The sequence below is a fragment of the Pseudomonas sp. TWR1-1-4 genome (assembly GCF_049897165.1).
Taxonomy (GTDB): Bacteria; Pseudomonadota; Gammaproteobacteria; order Pseudomonadales; family Pseudomonadaceae; genus Aquipseudomonas; species Aquipseudomonas canadensis.
Map to the genome: position 1 here is coordinate 97680 of NZ_JAFCVS010000009.1, position 14931 is coordinate 112610.

General features: G+C 60.2%; 11 protein-coding genes. 4 read left to right on the forward strand and 7 right to left on the reverse strand.

Annotated features, from left to right (window positions below):
* Positions 1–90: 90 nt before the first annotated feature.
* Together ACP7C6_RS27145 and glyA are read left to right on the forward strand one after the other, a co-directional pair.
* Positions 91–3942 carry a bifunctional diguanylate cyclase/phosphodiesterase gene (locus ACP7C6_RS27145; protein ID WP_068937627.1) on the forward strand — a complete coding sequence of 1284 codons (3852 nt, stop codon included), beginning with the start codon at positions 91–93 and terminating at the stop codon, positions 3940–3942.
* 146 nt (positions 3943–4088) lie between these two features.
* Entirely contained in the window at positions 4089–5342 is a 1254-nt protein-coding gene (gene glyA / locus ACP7C6_RS27150; protein ID WP_028618007.1) for a serine hydroxymethyltransferase, read from the forward strand.
* A 189-nt stretch (positions 5343–5531) separates the two neighbouring features.
* On the opposite strand, the gene yjiA is transcribed toward glyA, so the two are convergent.
* From yjiA to ACP7C6_RS27165, 3 genes are all read right to left on the reverse strand, one after another.
* The gene (yjiA, locus tag ACP7C6_RS27155; protein ID WP_028618008.1) at positions 5532–6491 is read right to left on the reverse strand and encodes a GTPase; all 960 of its coding nucleotides are present in this window, start codon (positions 6489–6491) and stop codon (positions 5532–5534) included.
* A gap of 155 nt (positions 6492–6646) precedes the next feature.
* Entirely contained in the window at positions 6647–6844 is a 198-nt protein-coding gene (locus tag ACP7C6_RS27160; protein WP_016976771.1) for a YbdD/YjiX family protein, read from the reverse strand.
* 15 nt (positions 6845–6859) lie between these two features.
* Complete coding sequence (locus ACP7C6_RS27165; RefSeq protein ID WP_028618009.1) at positions 6860–8926, reverse strand: carbon starvation CstA family protein; 2067 nt, start codon at positions 8924–8926, stop codon at positions 6860–6862.
* Positions 8927–9100: 174 nt separating this feature from the next.
* Between ACP7C6_RS27165 and ACP7C6_RS27170 the strand changes: the two genes are divergently transcribed.
* On the forward strand, positions 9101–9469 hold the full coding sequence (locus tag ACP7C6_RS27170) for a PilZ domain-containing protein (protein WP_426109490.1): 369 nt from the start codon (positions 9101–9103) through the stop codon (positions 9467–9469).
* 55 nt (positions 9470–9524) lie between these two features.
* Here the strand turns inward: ACP7C6_RS27170 and radA are convergent, their stop codons facing one another.
* The 3 genes from radA to katB form a co-directional block, all read right to left on the reverse strand.
* Complete coding sequence (radA, locus tag ACP7C6_RS27175) at positions 9525–10892, reverse strand: DNA repair protein RadA (protein ID WP_016976768.1); 1368 nt, start codon at positions 10890–10892, stop codon at positions 9525–9527.
* Positions 10893–10927: 35 nt separating this feature from the next.
* Positions 10928–11467 (reverse strand): ankyrin repeat domain-containing protein, encoded by a 540-nt coding sequence (locus ACP7C6_RS27180; protein ID WP_353632141.1) that lies wholly within the window; start codon positions 11465–11467, stop codon positions 10928–10930.
* A 106-nt stretch (positions 11468–11573) separates the two neighbouring features.
* Positions 11574–13115 (reverse strand): catalase KatB, encoded by a 1542-nt coding sequence (katB, locus tag ACP7C6_RS27185; protein ID WP_426109491.1) that lies wholly within the window; start codon positions 13113–13115, stop codon positions 11574–11576.
* A 287-nt stretch (positions 13116–13402) separates the two neighbouring features.
* On the opposite strand from katB, the gene mscL reads away from it, so the two are divergent.
* On the forward strand, positions 13403–13822 hold the full coding sequence (gene mscL, locus ACP7C6_RS27190) for a large-conductance mechanosensitive channel protein MscL (RefSeq protein ID WP_311893882.1): 420 nt from the start codon (positions 13403–13405) through the stop codon (positions 13820–13822).
* Between the two features lie 45 nt (positions 13823–13867).
* On the opposite strand, the gene ACP7C6_RS27195 is transcribed toward mscL, so the two are convergent.
* Positions 13868–14644, reverse strand: a complete 777-nt coding sequence (locus tag ACP7C6_RS27195) for a ferredoxin--NADP reductase (protein WP_426109492.1) — start codon at positions 14642–14644, stop codon at positions 13868–13870.
* Between the last annotated feature and the right edge of the window lie 287 nt (positions 14645–14931).

Below are 14931 nucleotides of genomic sequence, written 5' to 3' on the forward strand. Positions count from 1 at the left end.
GCCACAAGTCAAGGCATGCTAGCCGCCCTCCGGGCGTCCGGCTTATAGTGCACGTCGCGCGCCAGTCCAGCCAAACCGCAGGATCACAGCTTGTCCAAAGTCACGCCGCCAACTCCCCTGCGCGCCGCTCATATAGCGCCGGGAGCGCCCCTGCACGGCACCCTCAAAGGCGCATTGGCGACGCTCGTCCTCATGTTGCTCGCGTTATTGTTCTGGCAACTGCTCGACCAGTTGCAGCAAAACCAGAAGAACCAGCAGCAATACACCATCGACTACAGCGCCGACCTGGCTGAACAGATCAGCCTGAACATGGCCCTCAGCGCGAAAATCGCCCTGAACCTGCTGCCGATGGTCGAGCCGCCGCGTGACAGCGAACAGCAACAGGCGCTGATGCGCACCTTGCAACGCTCGCTACCCGAGCTGCGCAGCGTCGCCCTGCTCGCCCCCAGCGGCGCGATAATCAGTGACAGCGCCACCGACAGCCAGGACGCCGCCTGGTTGGCAGAGCTGGTGCAACGCAGCCACGCGCAGTCCTATTATCTGAGCAACAGCAACGACGGCACCCTCATCTATCTGCTGCTGCACCAGCCCAGCGGCGGCTCGCGGATGTATTGGGCGCTGCGCCTGGCACCCAACTACCTGAGCAACCTCACCCGCCAGGACGGCCAGGGCCAGCGCCCGCTGTGGGTCATCGAGAATCGCATCAACCACCGGGTTGTCAGCCGAGACAGCGGCATGCCGGCGCAATGGGCGTCTGCGCTAACCCCGGACGAGCTGAATAAAAGCGTACTGGTCACCCCTCTAAGCAAAAGCGACTGGCAACTGCGCGGGCTGTTCGACCGTACTGCGGTGCTGGAGCAACTGCTGCCGGCCTTCATCGGCAAATGCCTGCTGGGCCTGGCGTTCTCGCTGATCCCGGTGATCGTGCTGCTGAACATGCGCCGCCGCCAGCGCCAGGTGCATGAAGGCCGCCGGCGCTACCAGGACATTTTCGAAGGCACCGGCGTGGCCCTGTGCGTGCTCGACTTGTCGGGCCTGAATGCGTTCTTTGACAAGACCCGACTGGAGACCCGCGAGCAACTGCACGCCTGGCTGCAGGACAACCCCGACGAACGCCAGCAACTGCTCAAGGAGCTGCGCATCACCGAAGTCAACCAGGTGGCGGTGCGCCTGTTGAACGTGGGTTCCTGTGAAGAAGCCTGGGAGCGTCTGATCGATGACTCCCCGCGCAATGCCACGTCCATCGGCTACCAGATTCTTGAGGCGGTACTGACCCAGCAGAGCCAGTTGGAACTGGAAATCCAGCTCAAGGACGTGGCGGGCAACGAGCAATACCTTTGGCTGGTGATGCGCTTGCCGGAGCAGCAGGACGACTTCAAGGCAGTGATCCTCAGCATCAGCGATATCACCAGCCGCAAGCTGATCGAGCTGTCGCTGGTGGAGCGTGAAAGCTTCTGGTCGGACGTGGTACGCACCGTGCCTGACCACCTGTATGTGCAGGACGTGATCAGCCAGCGCATGATTTTCAGCAATCACCATCTGGGCCACACCCTCGGCTACAACAAGGCCGAACTGCAGCAAATGGGCGAGTACTTCTGGGAAATCCTACTGCACCCCGAAGACGCCGAGCATTACCACGATTTGCGCCAGCAGCAGCGCCAGATCGGCTACGCCACCCAATTGCAATGCCAATTGCGCTTCCGCCACCGCAACAACCAATGGCGGCGCTTTGACATCCGCGAGCAGGCCCTGGCCCGCGACAAGACGGCGCAGATCACCCGCATCATTGGGGTGGCCAAGGACATCACCGACCAGATCGAGGCCAGCGAATCCCTGCGTGACAGCGAACAGCGCTACCGCATGCTGGCCGAAAGCATCAGCGACGTGATCTGCTCCACCGACAGCCAGTTGGCCCTCAACTACGTCAGCCCCTCGGTCAATGCCGTACTCGGTTATGACGTGGACTGGGTGTTCAAAAATGGCTGGCAGTCGATCATCGCCAACCCGCAGCAGCTGACCGGCATTTACAGCCTAATGGAACAAGTCAGCCGCGCGCTGGGCAACATCGAGGCACTGAACACGCTGCGCGACGAGGTGCAGACCCAACTGTTCCTGTTCGACTGCCTGCGCGCAGATGGTCGCAAAGTGCCGATCGAGCTGCGACTGGTGTTGGTATGGGACGAACACGGCGCCTTCGAGGGCGTCCTCGGCGTGGGCCGCGACATCAGCCAGCAACGCCGCGCCGAAAAAGACCTGCGCATGGCGGCCACGGTATTCGAGCACTCCACCTCGGCGATTCTGATCACCGACCCCGCCGGTTATATCGTGCAGGCCAACGAGGCGTTCAGCCGGGTCAGCGGCTATGCGGTCAGCGATGTGCTCGACCAGTTGCCGAATATGCTCACCGTCGACGAACAGCAGGAAGCCCACCTGCGCTACGTACTCAAGCAGTTGCACCAGCACAGCACTTGGGAAGGCGAAGTGTGGCTCAAGCGGCGCAACGGCGAGCATTACCCGGCGTGGGTCGGCATTACCGCCGTGTTCGACGATGAAGGCGACCTGGCCAGCTACGTGTGTTTCTTCAGTGACATCAGCGAGCGCAAGGCCAGCGAGCAGCGCATCCACCGCCTGGCCTACTACGACGCCCTGACCCACCTGCCCAACCGCACGCTGTTCCAGGACCGCCTGCATACCGCGTTGCAGTCGGCAGAACGGCAGAAGTCGTGGGTGGTGCTGATGTTCCTCGACCTCGACCGCTTCAAACCGATCAACGACTCCCTGGGCCACGCCGCCGGCGACCGCATGCTCAAGGAAATGGCCACGCGCCTGCTGGGTTGCGTGGCCGAAGACGACACCGTGGCGCGCATGGGCGGCGACGAGTTCACGCTGCTGCTGCAACCGCGGATCAGCCGCGAAATGGCGTTGAACCGTGCGATTCATGTGGCCGAGCAGATCCTTGCCAGCCTGGTGAAGCCGTTCGTGCTGGAAGGCCGCGAGTTTTTTGTCACCGCCAGTATCGGCATCGCCCTGAGCCCTCAGGACGGCAACGAGCTGAGTCAGTTGATGAAAAACGCCGACACCGCGATGTATCACGCCAAGGAACGCGGCAAGAACAACTTCCAGTTCTACCAGGCCGACATGAACGCCAGCGCCCTGGAACGCCTGGAGCTGGAAAGCGACCTGCGCCACGCCCTGGACCAGAACGAATTCGTGCTCTATTACCAGCCGCAGTTCAGCGGCGACGGCAAACGCCTGACCGGTGCCGAAGCCCTGCTGCGCTGGCGTCACCCGCGTCGTGGCCTGGTGCCGCCGGGGGACTTCATCCCGGTGCTGGAAGAGTTGGGCCTGGTGGTGGACGTGGGCGACTGGGTGATCAGCGAAGCCTGCCGACAGCTCAAGACCTGGCACCAGAACAAGGTGCGTGTGCCGAAAGTCTCGGTGAACATCTCGGCGCGGCAATTCTCCGACGGCCAGTTGGGCACCCGTATCGCCACCATCCTCAAGGACACCGGGCTGCCGCCGGCATGCCTGGAGCTTGAGCTGACCGAAAGTATCCTGATGCGGGAAGTCAACGAGGCCATGCAGATCCTCGACAGCCTGAAAAACCTGGGCCTGAGCATTGCAGTCGATGACTTTGGCACGGGCTATTCGTCTCTCAACTACCTCAAGCAATTCCCCATCGATGTATTGAAGATCGACCGCACCTTCGTGGATGGCCTGCCATCAGGCGAGCAAGACGCGCAGATCGCCCGCGCCATTATCGCCATGGCCCATAGCCTGAACCTGGCGGTAATCGCCGAGGGTGTGGAAACCCATGAGCAGTTGGACTTCCTGCGTGAGCATGGGTGTGACGAGGTGCAGGGTTACCTGTTCGGGCGGCCGATGCCGGCGAACCGGTTCGAGGCGCAGTTCAGCAATGATGCGCTGTTCATGTTCGACTGAAACCCTGTGGTGAGGCCACTGGCCTCATCGCCGCCTATCCCCAGATGAGCCCCGCTTATCCGCGACATGATGTCCTTTCATATGCCATCTAAAACCCATTGGGTTAGAATGCCTTCCTTTTCTGCCCCCGATCCTTGAGGACCGCCATGTTCAGCCGTGATTTGACTATTGCCAAGTACGACGCCGATCTCTTCGCCGCCATGGAGCAAGAAGCCGTGCGCCAGGAAGAGCACATTGAGCTGATCGCTTCGGAAAACTACACCAGCCCTGCGGTGATGGAGGCTCAAGGTTCGGTTCTGACCAACAAGTACGCCGAAGGTTACCCAGGCAAGCGCTACTACGGTGGTTGCGAGTACGTCGACGTGGTTGAGCAGCTGGCCATCGACCGTGCAAAAGAACTGTTCGGCGCCGACTACGCCAACGTCCAGCCGCACGCCGGTTCCCAAGCCAACAGCGCCGTTTACCTGGCCCTGCTGCAAGGCGGCGACACCATCCTGGGCATGAGCCTGGCCCACGGCGGTCACCTGACCCACGGCGCCAGCGTTTCGTCCTCCGGCAAGCTGTACAACGCCGTTCAGTACGGTATCGATGCCAACGGCCTGATCGACTACGACGAAGTCGAGCGCCTGGCAGTTGAACACAAGCCAAAAATGATCGTGGCCGGTTTCTCTGCCTACTCGCAGATCCTGGACTTCCCACGTTTCCGCGCTATCGCCGACAAGGTTGGTGCGTACCTGTTCGTCGACATGGCCCACGTGGCCGGTCTGGTCGCCGCTGGCGTCTACCCGAACCCGGTTCCTTACGCTGACGTCGTGACCACCACTACCCACAAGACCCTGCGCGGTCCACGTGGCGGCCTGATCCTGGCTCGCGCCAACGCCGACATCGAGAAGAAGCTGAACTCCGCTGTATTCCCAGGCGCCCAAGGCGGCCCGCTGGAGCACGTGATCGCCGCCAAAGCGATCTGCTTCAAGGAAGCCCTGCAGCCTGAGTTCAAGACCTACCAGCAACAAGTGGTCAAGAACGCCCAGGCCATGGCCAGCGTGTTCATCGAGCGCGGCTTCGACGTAGTCTCCGGCGGTACCGAGAACCACCTGTTCCTGCTGTCCCTGATCAAGCAGGACATTTCCGGTAAAGATGCTGATGCTGCCTTGGGCAAAGCCTTCATCACCGTAAACAAGAACTCCGTGCCGAACGACCCACGTTCGCCGTTCGTCACCTCCGGCCTGCGCTTCGGTACTCCGGCTGTGACCACGCGTGGATTCAAGGAAGCAGAGTGCAAGGAACTGGCTGGCTGGATCTGCGACATCCTGGCTGACCTGAACAACGAAGCCGTGATCGACGCGGTGCGTGAGAAGGTCAAGGCCATCTGCAAGAAGCTGCCGGTGTACGGCGCTTGATTGCAGTTGCTTGAATGAAAAAGCCCGGCTCAAGAGCCGGGCTTTTTTATGGGCAAAATTTGAGTTGAAATGCAATCAATGTGGGAGCTGGCTTGCTCGCGAAAGCAGTGGTTCAGTCAGCACATGTATCCACTGAAAGACCGCTTTCGCGAGCAAGCCAGCTCCCACATTTTTTGATCGTATTTCAATTCAGGATTGGTAAACCCGTGCAAATCCTTCGCGGATTTTGTCTTCCGGTAACTCATCGGCAATAAACACAATCACACTCTCGCGCGCCTCGCCCTCTTCCCACTCCGTGTCCCAATCAAAGCCGTAGAGCTTGAGCACACCCTGGAACACCATGCGCCGGTCTTCACCGGCAATATTCAGCACGCCCTTGTAACGCAACAGCTGCTTGCCGTGGTCTTCCAGCAGTTCATTCATGAACTCGCTGAGGCGATCGATATCCAGCGGCTGGTCGGTGCGCAGCACCAGGCTGGAGATACGGTCGATGGACGGCGCAGCGCGCACCGGGCGCAGGCTCATGCCAGCGTTGAGGTTGAAGCCGCGCACATCGAGCAGTTCAGCCAGGTCGATGTTGCCATGGTCCACCACACGGATCGGCGCACGGCGGTTGATGCGGGTAAGGCGTTCACTGAGTGCATCGAAGGTGGCGTCATCCACCAGGTCGCGCTTGCTCACCAGCAGGCGGTCGGCAAAGCCGATCTGGGCCTGGGCGATGGTCTGGGTCAGGTGGTGCTCGGCGTGGGCGGCGTCCACCAGGGTGATGATGCCGTCGAGGATGTAGCGCTCGCGCAGGTCCTCGTCGATGAAAAAAGTCTGGGCCACAGGGGCCGGGTCGGCCAGGCCGGTGCACTCGATCACCAGGCGGTCGAAGGCGATCTCGCCGCTGTCCAGGCGTTCGAGTAGCAGATACAGGGCTTTGGTCAGGTCGGTGTGGATGGTGCAACACACGCAGCCGTTGGACAGGGTCATGACTTGCACCGGCTCGGCGCCCAGCAATTGGGTGTCGATACCGGCGTCACTGAATTCGTTTTCGATCACAGCGATTTTAAGGCCGTGCTCGGCTTTGAGCAGATGGCGTAGCAAGGTGGTCTTGCCGGCGCCGAGGAAGCCGCTGAGGACGGTGACCGGAATGGGAGAGGACAAAAGCAGTTCTCCTTATAACTGAAGGAACACAAACAAATGTGGGAGCGGGCTTGCTCGCGAATACGGTGTATCAGTCAGCACATACATCAACTGACAAACCGCCTTCGCGAGCAAGCCCGCTCCCACAAGGGATCGCCGCCACCCGAACTACCGGGTCAACAGCACTTGGGCCCACCCTTGCCGCCGTAACGGGCTTCCTGGCGTTCCCGGAAGAACGCCTTGTAGTCCATCACCGGCTTGTCCGGGTGTTTGGTTTGCATATGCTCGACGTACGTATCGTAGTCGGGCATGCCGACCATCAGGCGCGCGGCCTGACCGAGGTATTTACCGAGGCGATTGATGTCATTGAACATGGTTGCAATCCTCGATCACGCGTCCGGAACAGCCTGGAACGGGGCTTCTTTATCCGTGCGTTCTTTGTTGCCCCAGGCGGCGACGCCGACCTTGAGCGCATAGAACAGGATGCTGAAGACCACGAACAGGAACAGCGCCGTCAGCGTTGCGTTGGTGTAGGCGTTCCAGATCACGTGCTGCATCTGGTCGATGCTCTTCGCCGGGGCAAGAATCTGGCCGTTGGCCAATGCATCGCTGTATTTCTTCGCCAGCGACAGGAAGCCGATCGCCGGGTTGGCGTCGAACAGCTTGATGAAGCCTGCAGTGGTGGTGCAGATCAGCAGCCAGACAGCCGGCAGCATGGTCACCCAGATGTAGCGTTGGCGTTTCATTTTGATCAGCACAACGGTGGCCAGCATCAGCGCGATACCTGCCAGCATTTGGTTGGAGATACCGAACAGAGGCCACAAGGTGTTGATGCCGCCCAGTGGGTCGATCACGCCCTGGTACAGCAGGTAACCCCACATCGCCACGCAACCCGCGGTCGCGATCAGGTTGGCGGTCCACGACTCGGTGCGTTTCAGCGCCGGCACGAAGGAACCCAGCAGGTCTTGCAGCATGAAGCGACCGGCACGGGTGCCCGCGTCCACGGCTGTGAGGATGAACAGCGCTTCGAACAGGATCGCAAAGTGGTACCAGAACGCCATGGTGTTTTCACCCGGCAGCACACTGTGCAGGATCTGCGCGATACCAACCGCCAGGGTCGGTGCACCGCCGGCACGCGCCAGGATGGTGGTTTCACCGATGTCGTGGGCGACCGCCGTCAGTGCTTCCGGAGTAATGGCAAAGCCCCAGCTGCTGACAGTTTGCGCCACCGTCACCACATCACTGCCCACCACGGCAGCCGGGCTGTTCATGGCGAAGTACACGCCAGGCTCGATCACCGAAGCGGCAACCATGGCCATGATGGCCACGAACGACTCCATCAACATGCCGCCGTAACCGATGTAGCGCGCGTTGGTTTCGTTATCCAACAGTTTCGGCGTAGTGCCCGAGGAGATCAGCGCGTGGAAACCCGAGACCGCACCACAGGCAATGGTGATGAACAGGAACGGGAACAGGCCGCCCTTCCACACCGGGCCGGTGCCGTCGATGAACTGGGTCAGGGCCGGCATTTTCAGCTCTGGCATGGTGACCAGGATGCCAATCGCCAGGGCGATGATGGTGCCGATTTTGAGGAAGGTGGAGAGGTAATCACGCGGCGCCAGGATCAGCCATACCGGCAGCACTGCGGCGACGAAACCGTAGCCGATCAGCATCCAGGTAATTTGAATGCCGGTGAAGGTGAAGGCCTTGGCCCAGACCGGGTCAGCGGCAATCTGCCCGCCCAGCCAGATCGAACCGAGCAGCAACAGCACGCCGATGATCGAGATTTCACCAATGCGACCCGGGCGGATGTAGCGCATGTAAATGCCCATGAACATCGCGATCGGGATGGTCGCCATCACCGTGAAGATCCCCCATGGGCTCTCGGCCAGGGCCTTGACCACGATCAGCGCCAACACCGCGAGGATGATGATCATGATCAGGAAGCAGCCGAACAGCGCGATGGTCCCCGGAATGCGGCCCATCTCTTCGCGAACCATGTCCCCCAGGGAACGGCCGTTGCGACGAGTGGACAGGAACAAGACCATGAAGTCCTGCACCGCACCGGCCAGCACCACGCCGGCAATCAGCCAGAGCGTGCCGGGCAGGTAGCCCATTTGCGCCGCCAGCACCGGGCCGACCAGCGGACCTGCACCGGCAATCGCCGCAAAGTGGTGACCGAACAGGATGTGTTTGTTGGTCGGCACATAGTCCAGACCGTCATTGTTGAGCACTGCGGGGGTGGCCCGCCGTGGATCGAGTTGCATCACGTTGTTAGCGATGAACAGACTGTAGTAACGGTACGCAACCAGGTAGATGGCCACAGCAGCGACCACAATCCACAAGGCATTGATCGCCTCGCCGCGGCGCAAGGCCACTACGCCTAAGGCGCACGCTCCTACGATTGCCAGCACCAGCCAGGGTAGGTGGCGTAGCAGGCTATTATTATTTTTCATTTTTATATTCCAGCCAGGGTGGACAGAAAGGACAGCCATCCCGAGTTTAGCGCTGTTGGCCTCAAAGGCCACCCCCCTACGTTGGTCTAGAGCCTCCTGCGCACAAAAAAAGCAGAAATACCGGGCCGATGATGGCGCAGGGCTACAATTCCCGTATCTCCAGAGGGTTTCACCATGACCGAGCAACCGTCTGACCGCCGCCGTTTTCGCCGCATCGCCTTTGACGCCAAGACAGAACTGCGGCAAAACGGCCGCGACTGGACGGTGCGATTGGTGGATTTGTCGTTAAAAGGCTTGTTGATACGACGGCCCGACGACTGGAAGGGCAACAAGGCGCTGCCGTTCGACGTCGATATCCGCCTAGACCCCAAGGCGCATATAAAGATGCAAGTGCGACTGGCCCATGAGGATCACGGGCAATTGGGTTTTGTGTGCCAGCACATCGACCTGGACTCGATCAGCCATTTGCGACGATTGATCGAGTTGAACCTGGGTGACGAGGAGGAACTGCACCGAGAATTGGCGGCCTTGCTGGAGACCTGAATGTTCGCCCAACCCTTGTAGGAGCCGGCCTGCCGGCTCCTACAAGGGTATGCGTTTACTCGAAAAGTGCATCCAACGCCTGTTCCAGTCGCGTCACGCCAATGATCTTTATCCCAGGCGGCGACTCCTTGGGCGCATTGCCTTTAGGTACGATTGCCCGTTTGAAGCCGTGCTTGGCGGCTTCCTTCAAGCGTTCCTGGCCACTTGGCACCGGACGCACCTCGCCCGACAGGCCCACTTCACCAAACACCAGCAAATCATGGGGCAACGGCCGGTTACGCAGGCTGGACATGACTGCCGCCATTAGCGCCAGGTCGGACGCGGTTTCCAGCACCTTGACCCCGCCGACCACGTTGAGGAACACGTCCTGGTCGTGGGTCGGAATACCGCCGTGACGGTGCAATACCGCAAGCAACATCGCTAGTCGATTCTGATCCAGGCCCAAGGTTACGCGGCGAGGGTTGGCCAGATGGCTGTCATCCACCAGCGCCTGCACTTCCACCAGCATCGGGCGGGTGCCTTCCCACGTTGCCATCACCACACTGCCTGGGACTTCTTCCTGGGCACGCGTGAGAAAAATCGCCGAAGGGTTGGAGACTTCTTTAAGCCCCCGGTCAGTCATGGCGAACACGCCCAATTCGTTGACCGCGCCGAACCGGTTCTTCACCGCCCGCAGCAAACGCAGACGGCCATCGGATTCACCTTCGAAGTACAGCACGGTGTCGACCATATGCTCCAACACCCGCGGCCCGGCCAGTGCGCCCTCTTTGGTCACATGACCGACCAGGAAGATAGCGGTGCCGCTCTGCTTGGCATAGCGCACCAGCAGCGCTGCACTTTCACGCACCTGGGATACGCCGCCCGGTGCCGACTGCAATTGCTCAGTGAAAATCGTCTGGATCGAGTCGATCACCATGACCTTGGGCTTTTCAATACGCGCCGTGGCAATGATGCTTTCGATGCAGGTCTCGGTCATCACCCGCAGTTGATCCTGGGGTAGCCCCAGGCGACGGGCGCGCATAGCCACCTGTTGTTGGGATTCCTCGCCGGTGACATACAGCGCTGGCATGCGGCTGGCGATGCTGCACAGGGTTTGCAGCAGGATCGTCGATTTGCCGATGCCCGGATCGCCGCCGATCAGTACCACCGAGCCGTCCACCAAGCCGCCGCCCAGCACCCGGTCCAATTCACCGGAGGCCGTGGAGAAACGCGGGATCTCTTCGACGCTGACTTCGGCCAGCGTCTTGATCTGCGCCTGTTGCCCGGTCCAGCCGGCGCGGCCGGTGGGGGCCGCAGCACCGCCGCTTTCGATCATGGTTTCAGTCAGGGTGTTCCATGCACCGCACTCGGTGCACTGGCCGGCCCACTTGGGAAAGGTCGCGCCGCACTCCGTGCAGCCGTACATGCGCTTGGCCTTTGCCATTTGAGAACCTCCAACCGAAAAACCGCGATGATAGCTCAGCGCGGCGCCGGGGTCCGGATTTCACCGCTGGCCAATCGTGAAGCGCTGTTGCCGATCGGGTCTTCGGCGTTGAGGTCGGCGCCCTTGGCCTTCAATTCATCCAGCAACTCGAGCCGCTTGAACAGCCCGGCATACATGGCCGCCGTCTGCCCGGCGCCGTTGCGTTGGTCGGGGTTGCAGTCGGTCGCTAGCAGGCGTTGGGCGATTTTCAACTCGCCCTTGAAGATCGCGCCCATCAGCGCCGTGTTGCCGCGCTTGTCCTGCACGCAGGCGTCGGCTCCGGCATTGAGCAAGCGTTCCACGAACGGGCCCTGGCCGTGGTAAGCGGCGAGGATCAGCGCGGTGTAGCCCTTGTCATCCTGGGTGTTGAGGCTGTAGCCAGAGTCGATAAAGGTGTTGAGCATATCGAGGTCGCCGCGTCGGGCGGCGTCGAAATAGTAGTCCTGTAGTTGTGTCTTGAGCTTCGCAGGGTCGGCCGGTTCGGCCCACGCGCCGAACGCCAGGCATGCCAACACAGCGCCTATGAAAATTCGCATAGCCAATCCTCCGTATTACCCCCCCTTGTAGGAGCCGGCTTGCCGGCGATGGCGTATTCGAGGACGTCATCGCCGGCAAGCCGGCGCCTACAGGGGGGTTGCATGGTCAGTCGGTGAGTTTGTCCGCCAGCGCCTTCACGCGCGCCAGGTCACCCTTGGCAACCTTGGCCACGCCGGTGCCATATTCCGGGTCGGCCTTGTACAGGAACGACAGGATGATGTGCTTGCTCTCGTCATCGGTGGTCGCCAGCGAGCCACCAAAGTTCTCGATCAAGTCCTGACGCTCCTTCTTCGTGAAGGAGCGGTACAGATCACCGGCCTGCTTGAAGTTCTGCTCGCGCTGGATCTTCGCCTGCTGGGTGCTGCCCGACAGGGCTGACTGGCTGTAGCGCGCGATTTGCGGCTCGTCCCGTGGCAGCAGACGACTTGGCTGGTAGTTCACGCCAGTGGTGGTCTTGCCGAAGTTCATCGCGCCGTCCTGGTTACCGTTGTTGACGGTCACCCGTGGGGCGTTGATCGGCAGTTGCAGGGCGTTGGCGCCCAGGCGATACATCTGGGTGTCGGCGTAGGAGAATACGCGGCCTTGCAGCAGGCGGTCCTCAGACGGCTCGATGCCCGGCACCAGGTTGGCCGGGGCCATGGCCACTTGCTCGGTTTCCTGGAACACGTTGGCGGGGTTGCGGTTCAGCACCATCTGCCCGACTTTGCGCTCAGGCACATTCGGCCAGATCTTGGTGGCGTCCAGTGGATCGAAGTCGAACTTGGCCAAGTCCTCAGGCTTGAGCACCTGCACGTACAGGTCCCACTTGGGGAAGTCGCCCTTGTTGATATGCGTGACCAGATCGTTGGTCATGTGGCTGTAATCACGGCCCTGCACTTCGGTGACTTGCTTGGGATCAAGGTTCTTGATGCCTTGCAGGCTCTTCCAGTGGAACTTGACGTAGTGCACCTCACCCTTGGCGTTGATCAGCTTGTAGGCATGCACGCCGTTGCCGTCCATTTCCCGATAGCTGGCCGGGGTGCCGGAGTCGGAGTACAGCTCGGTCAGCGTGCGCGTGGACTCTGGCACATGGGAGAAGAAGTCGAAGCGACGGGAATCGTCATCCAGGTTGGTACGCGGGTCCGGTTTGAAAGCGTGGACCATGTCCGGGAACTTGATGGCATCGCGGATAAAGAACGTCGGGAAGTTGTTGCCCACCAGGTCCCAGTTGCCATCGGCGGTGTAGAACTTGGTGGCGAAACCACGCGGGTCGCGCAGGGTTTCCGGGGAGTGGTTGCCGTGGACCACGGCGGAGAAGCGCACGAATACCGGGGTGGCTTCGCCGGCCGCGAACACCTTGGCCTTGGTCAGGTCGCTGAGGGTGTCGGTGACGGTGAAAGTACCGTGGGCGCCGGTACCACGGGCGTGGACCACGCGCTCAGGGATGCGCTCGCGGTCGAAGCGCTGCAGCTTCTGGATCAACTGCACGTCTTGCAGCAACACCGGGCCATTGGCGCCGGCGGTCTGCGAGTTCTGGTTGTCACCCACCGCAGCACCGTTGTCGCGGGTCAGGTTGGCGGCGTGTACGGACAGGGAAAGCAGGCTGGCGGTCGCCAGTACCAGCGCGTATCGCGCTGAAACAGGCGCGCGGCTCATTGGATTCTTCATCGAGGTTTCCTCTGGTTTTTTTAGTGCACATTCAGTTGTGCTTGCCAGAGGCTAGTGACCCGAGAGTCAGAAGATAAATAGAAAACTCACAACAACCCGATTAACAAAATAATCTGTTAAGTCACTGATATCAGGCGTATTTCGCGCGCGACCGGTGGCACTTTGCAAACTATTTGCGTTTTAATGTGTCGATAAAAACTAACAGTGTTAACGGTTGTGTCGGGCAAGCCCGCTACGACTGTCTTACACTGAGTCCCACCCTTCTCATCTGTAACAAGGAATAACCTATGGGCGTGATCAGTGAGTTCAAGGCCTTCGCGGTCAAAGGTAATGTGGTCGACATGGCCGTCGGTATTATCATCGGCGCAGCCTTCGGCAAAATTGTTTCCTCGTTTGTAGGCGACGTGGTGATGCCGCCAATCGGTCTGTTGATCGGTGGCGTGGACTTCGGTGACCTGGCGATAACGCTCAAGGCAGCACAGGGCGATGTGCCTGCGGTGGTGCTGGCCTACGGCAAGTTCATTCAGAGCGTCATCGACTTTGTGATTGTCGCGTTCGCGATTTTCATGGGTGTGAAAGCGATCAACCGCCTGAAGCGTGAAGAGGCCGTGGCGCCAAGCCTGCCGCCGACGCCGACCAAGGAAGAAGTGTTGCTGGGTGAGATCCGCGATCTGCTCAAGGCACAGAATGACAAGCCGAGCCTGTAAAGACCGGCTTGAGAAAAAAGGCGCCTGCTAGAGGCGCCTTTTTTATTACCAGTAGTTTTCCACCGCGACTTGGCCGGGGCGACGGCTCAAGCTCAGGTTCATGTCACGCTGCTTGAGCAATTGGCGTGTGTCATCGACCATCTGCGGGTTGCCGCAGATCAGCACGCGCGAATGCTCCGGGGTCAACTCGACGCCGGCTGCACGCTCAAGCTCGCCATTTTCGATCAGTGTGGTGATGCGCCCATTCAACGCGCCAGGATGCTGCTCACGAGTGACGGTGGGAACGTAGGTGAGTTTGTGTGCGTATTCGGCGAGGTATTCACGCTCACCCAGTTCCTTGATCAGCGTCTGATACGCGAGTTCCCTGGCTTCCCGTGCGCTGTACACCAGGATGATGCGCTCGAATTTCTCCCAGACCTCGAAGTCCTGCAGGATCGACAAAAACGGCGCCACCCCGGTGCCCGTCCCCAGCATCCACAAGTCGCGGCCATCCACGAAACGGTTCAAGGTCAGGAAGCCCGTGGCCTGGCGCTCAACCATCAAGGTATCGCCTACCCTCAGGCGGCTCAGTTCGCTGGTGAACTCACCCCCGGGGACGACGATCGAGAAGAAATCCAGATGCTCGTCAAACGGTGAGGACACCAGCGAATAGGCGCGCCATACGGTGCTGCCATCCGCCTTGGTAACCCCCAAACGCACAAACTGCCCCGCCGTGAAACGAAAGCCCGCATCGCGGGTAGTGCGCAGGGTAAACAGGCTGGGGGTCAGCGATTGCACGTCGAGCAAGGTCTGGCGGGTAAATTTCTCAGCGCTGGCGGTCATGGGGGGCTCCGTTCTACAGGTGCCCTAGTGTCCCTCAAAGTGACGAGCGCAAACACCGCTGATTTGTACTGGCATTCACGCTTGTCAAGGCGTCGGTATATGGACCGAGACTAACCATTTGGCTATTAGCAAACACTAAGTGACCGATCAGATGATGCAGTGTTTTTAATAGCCATCAATTTGACAGCACTGACAACTCTCTAATTTGTATTAAAAAGATTAAACACGCGCGCAACCTATACAAACTTTTACTCTTTGCACAACGCGGGGCTTCTTCAAAACAAAAA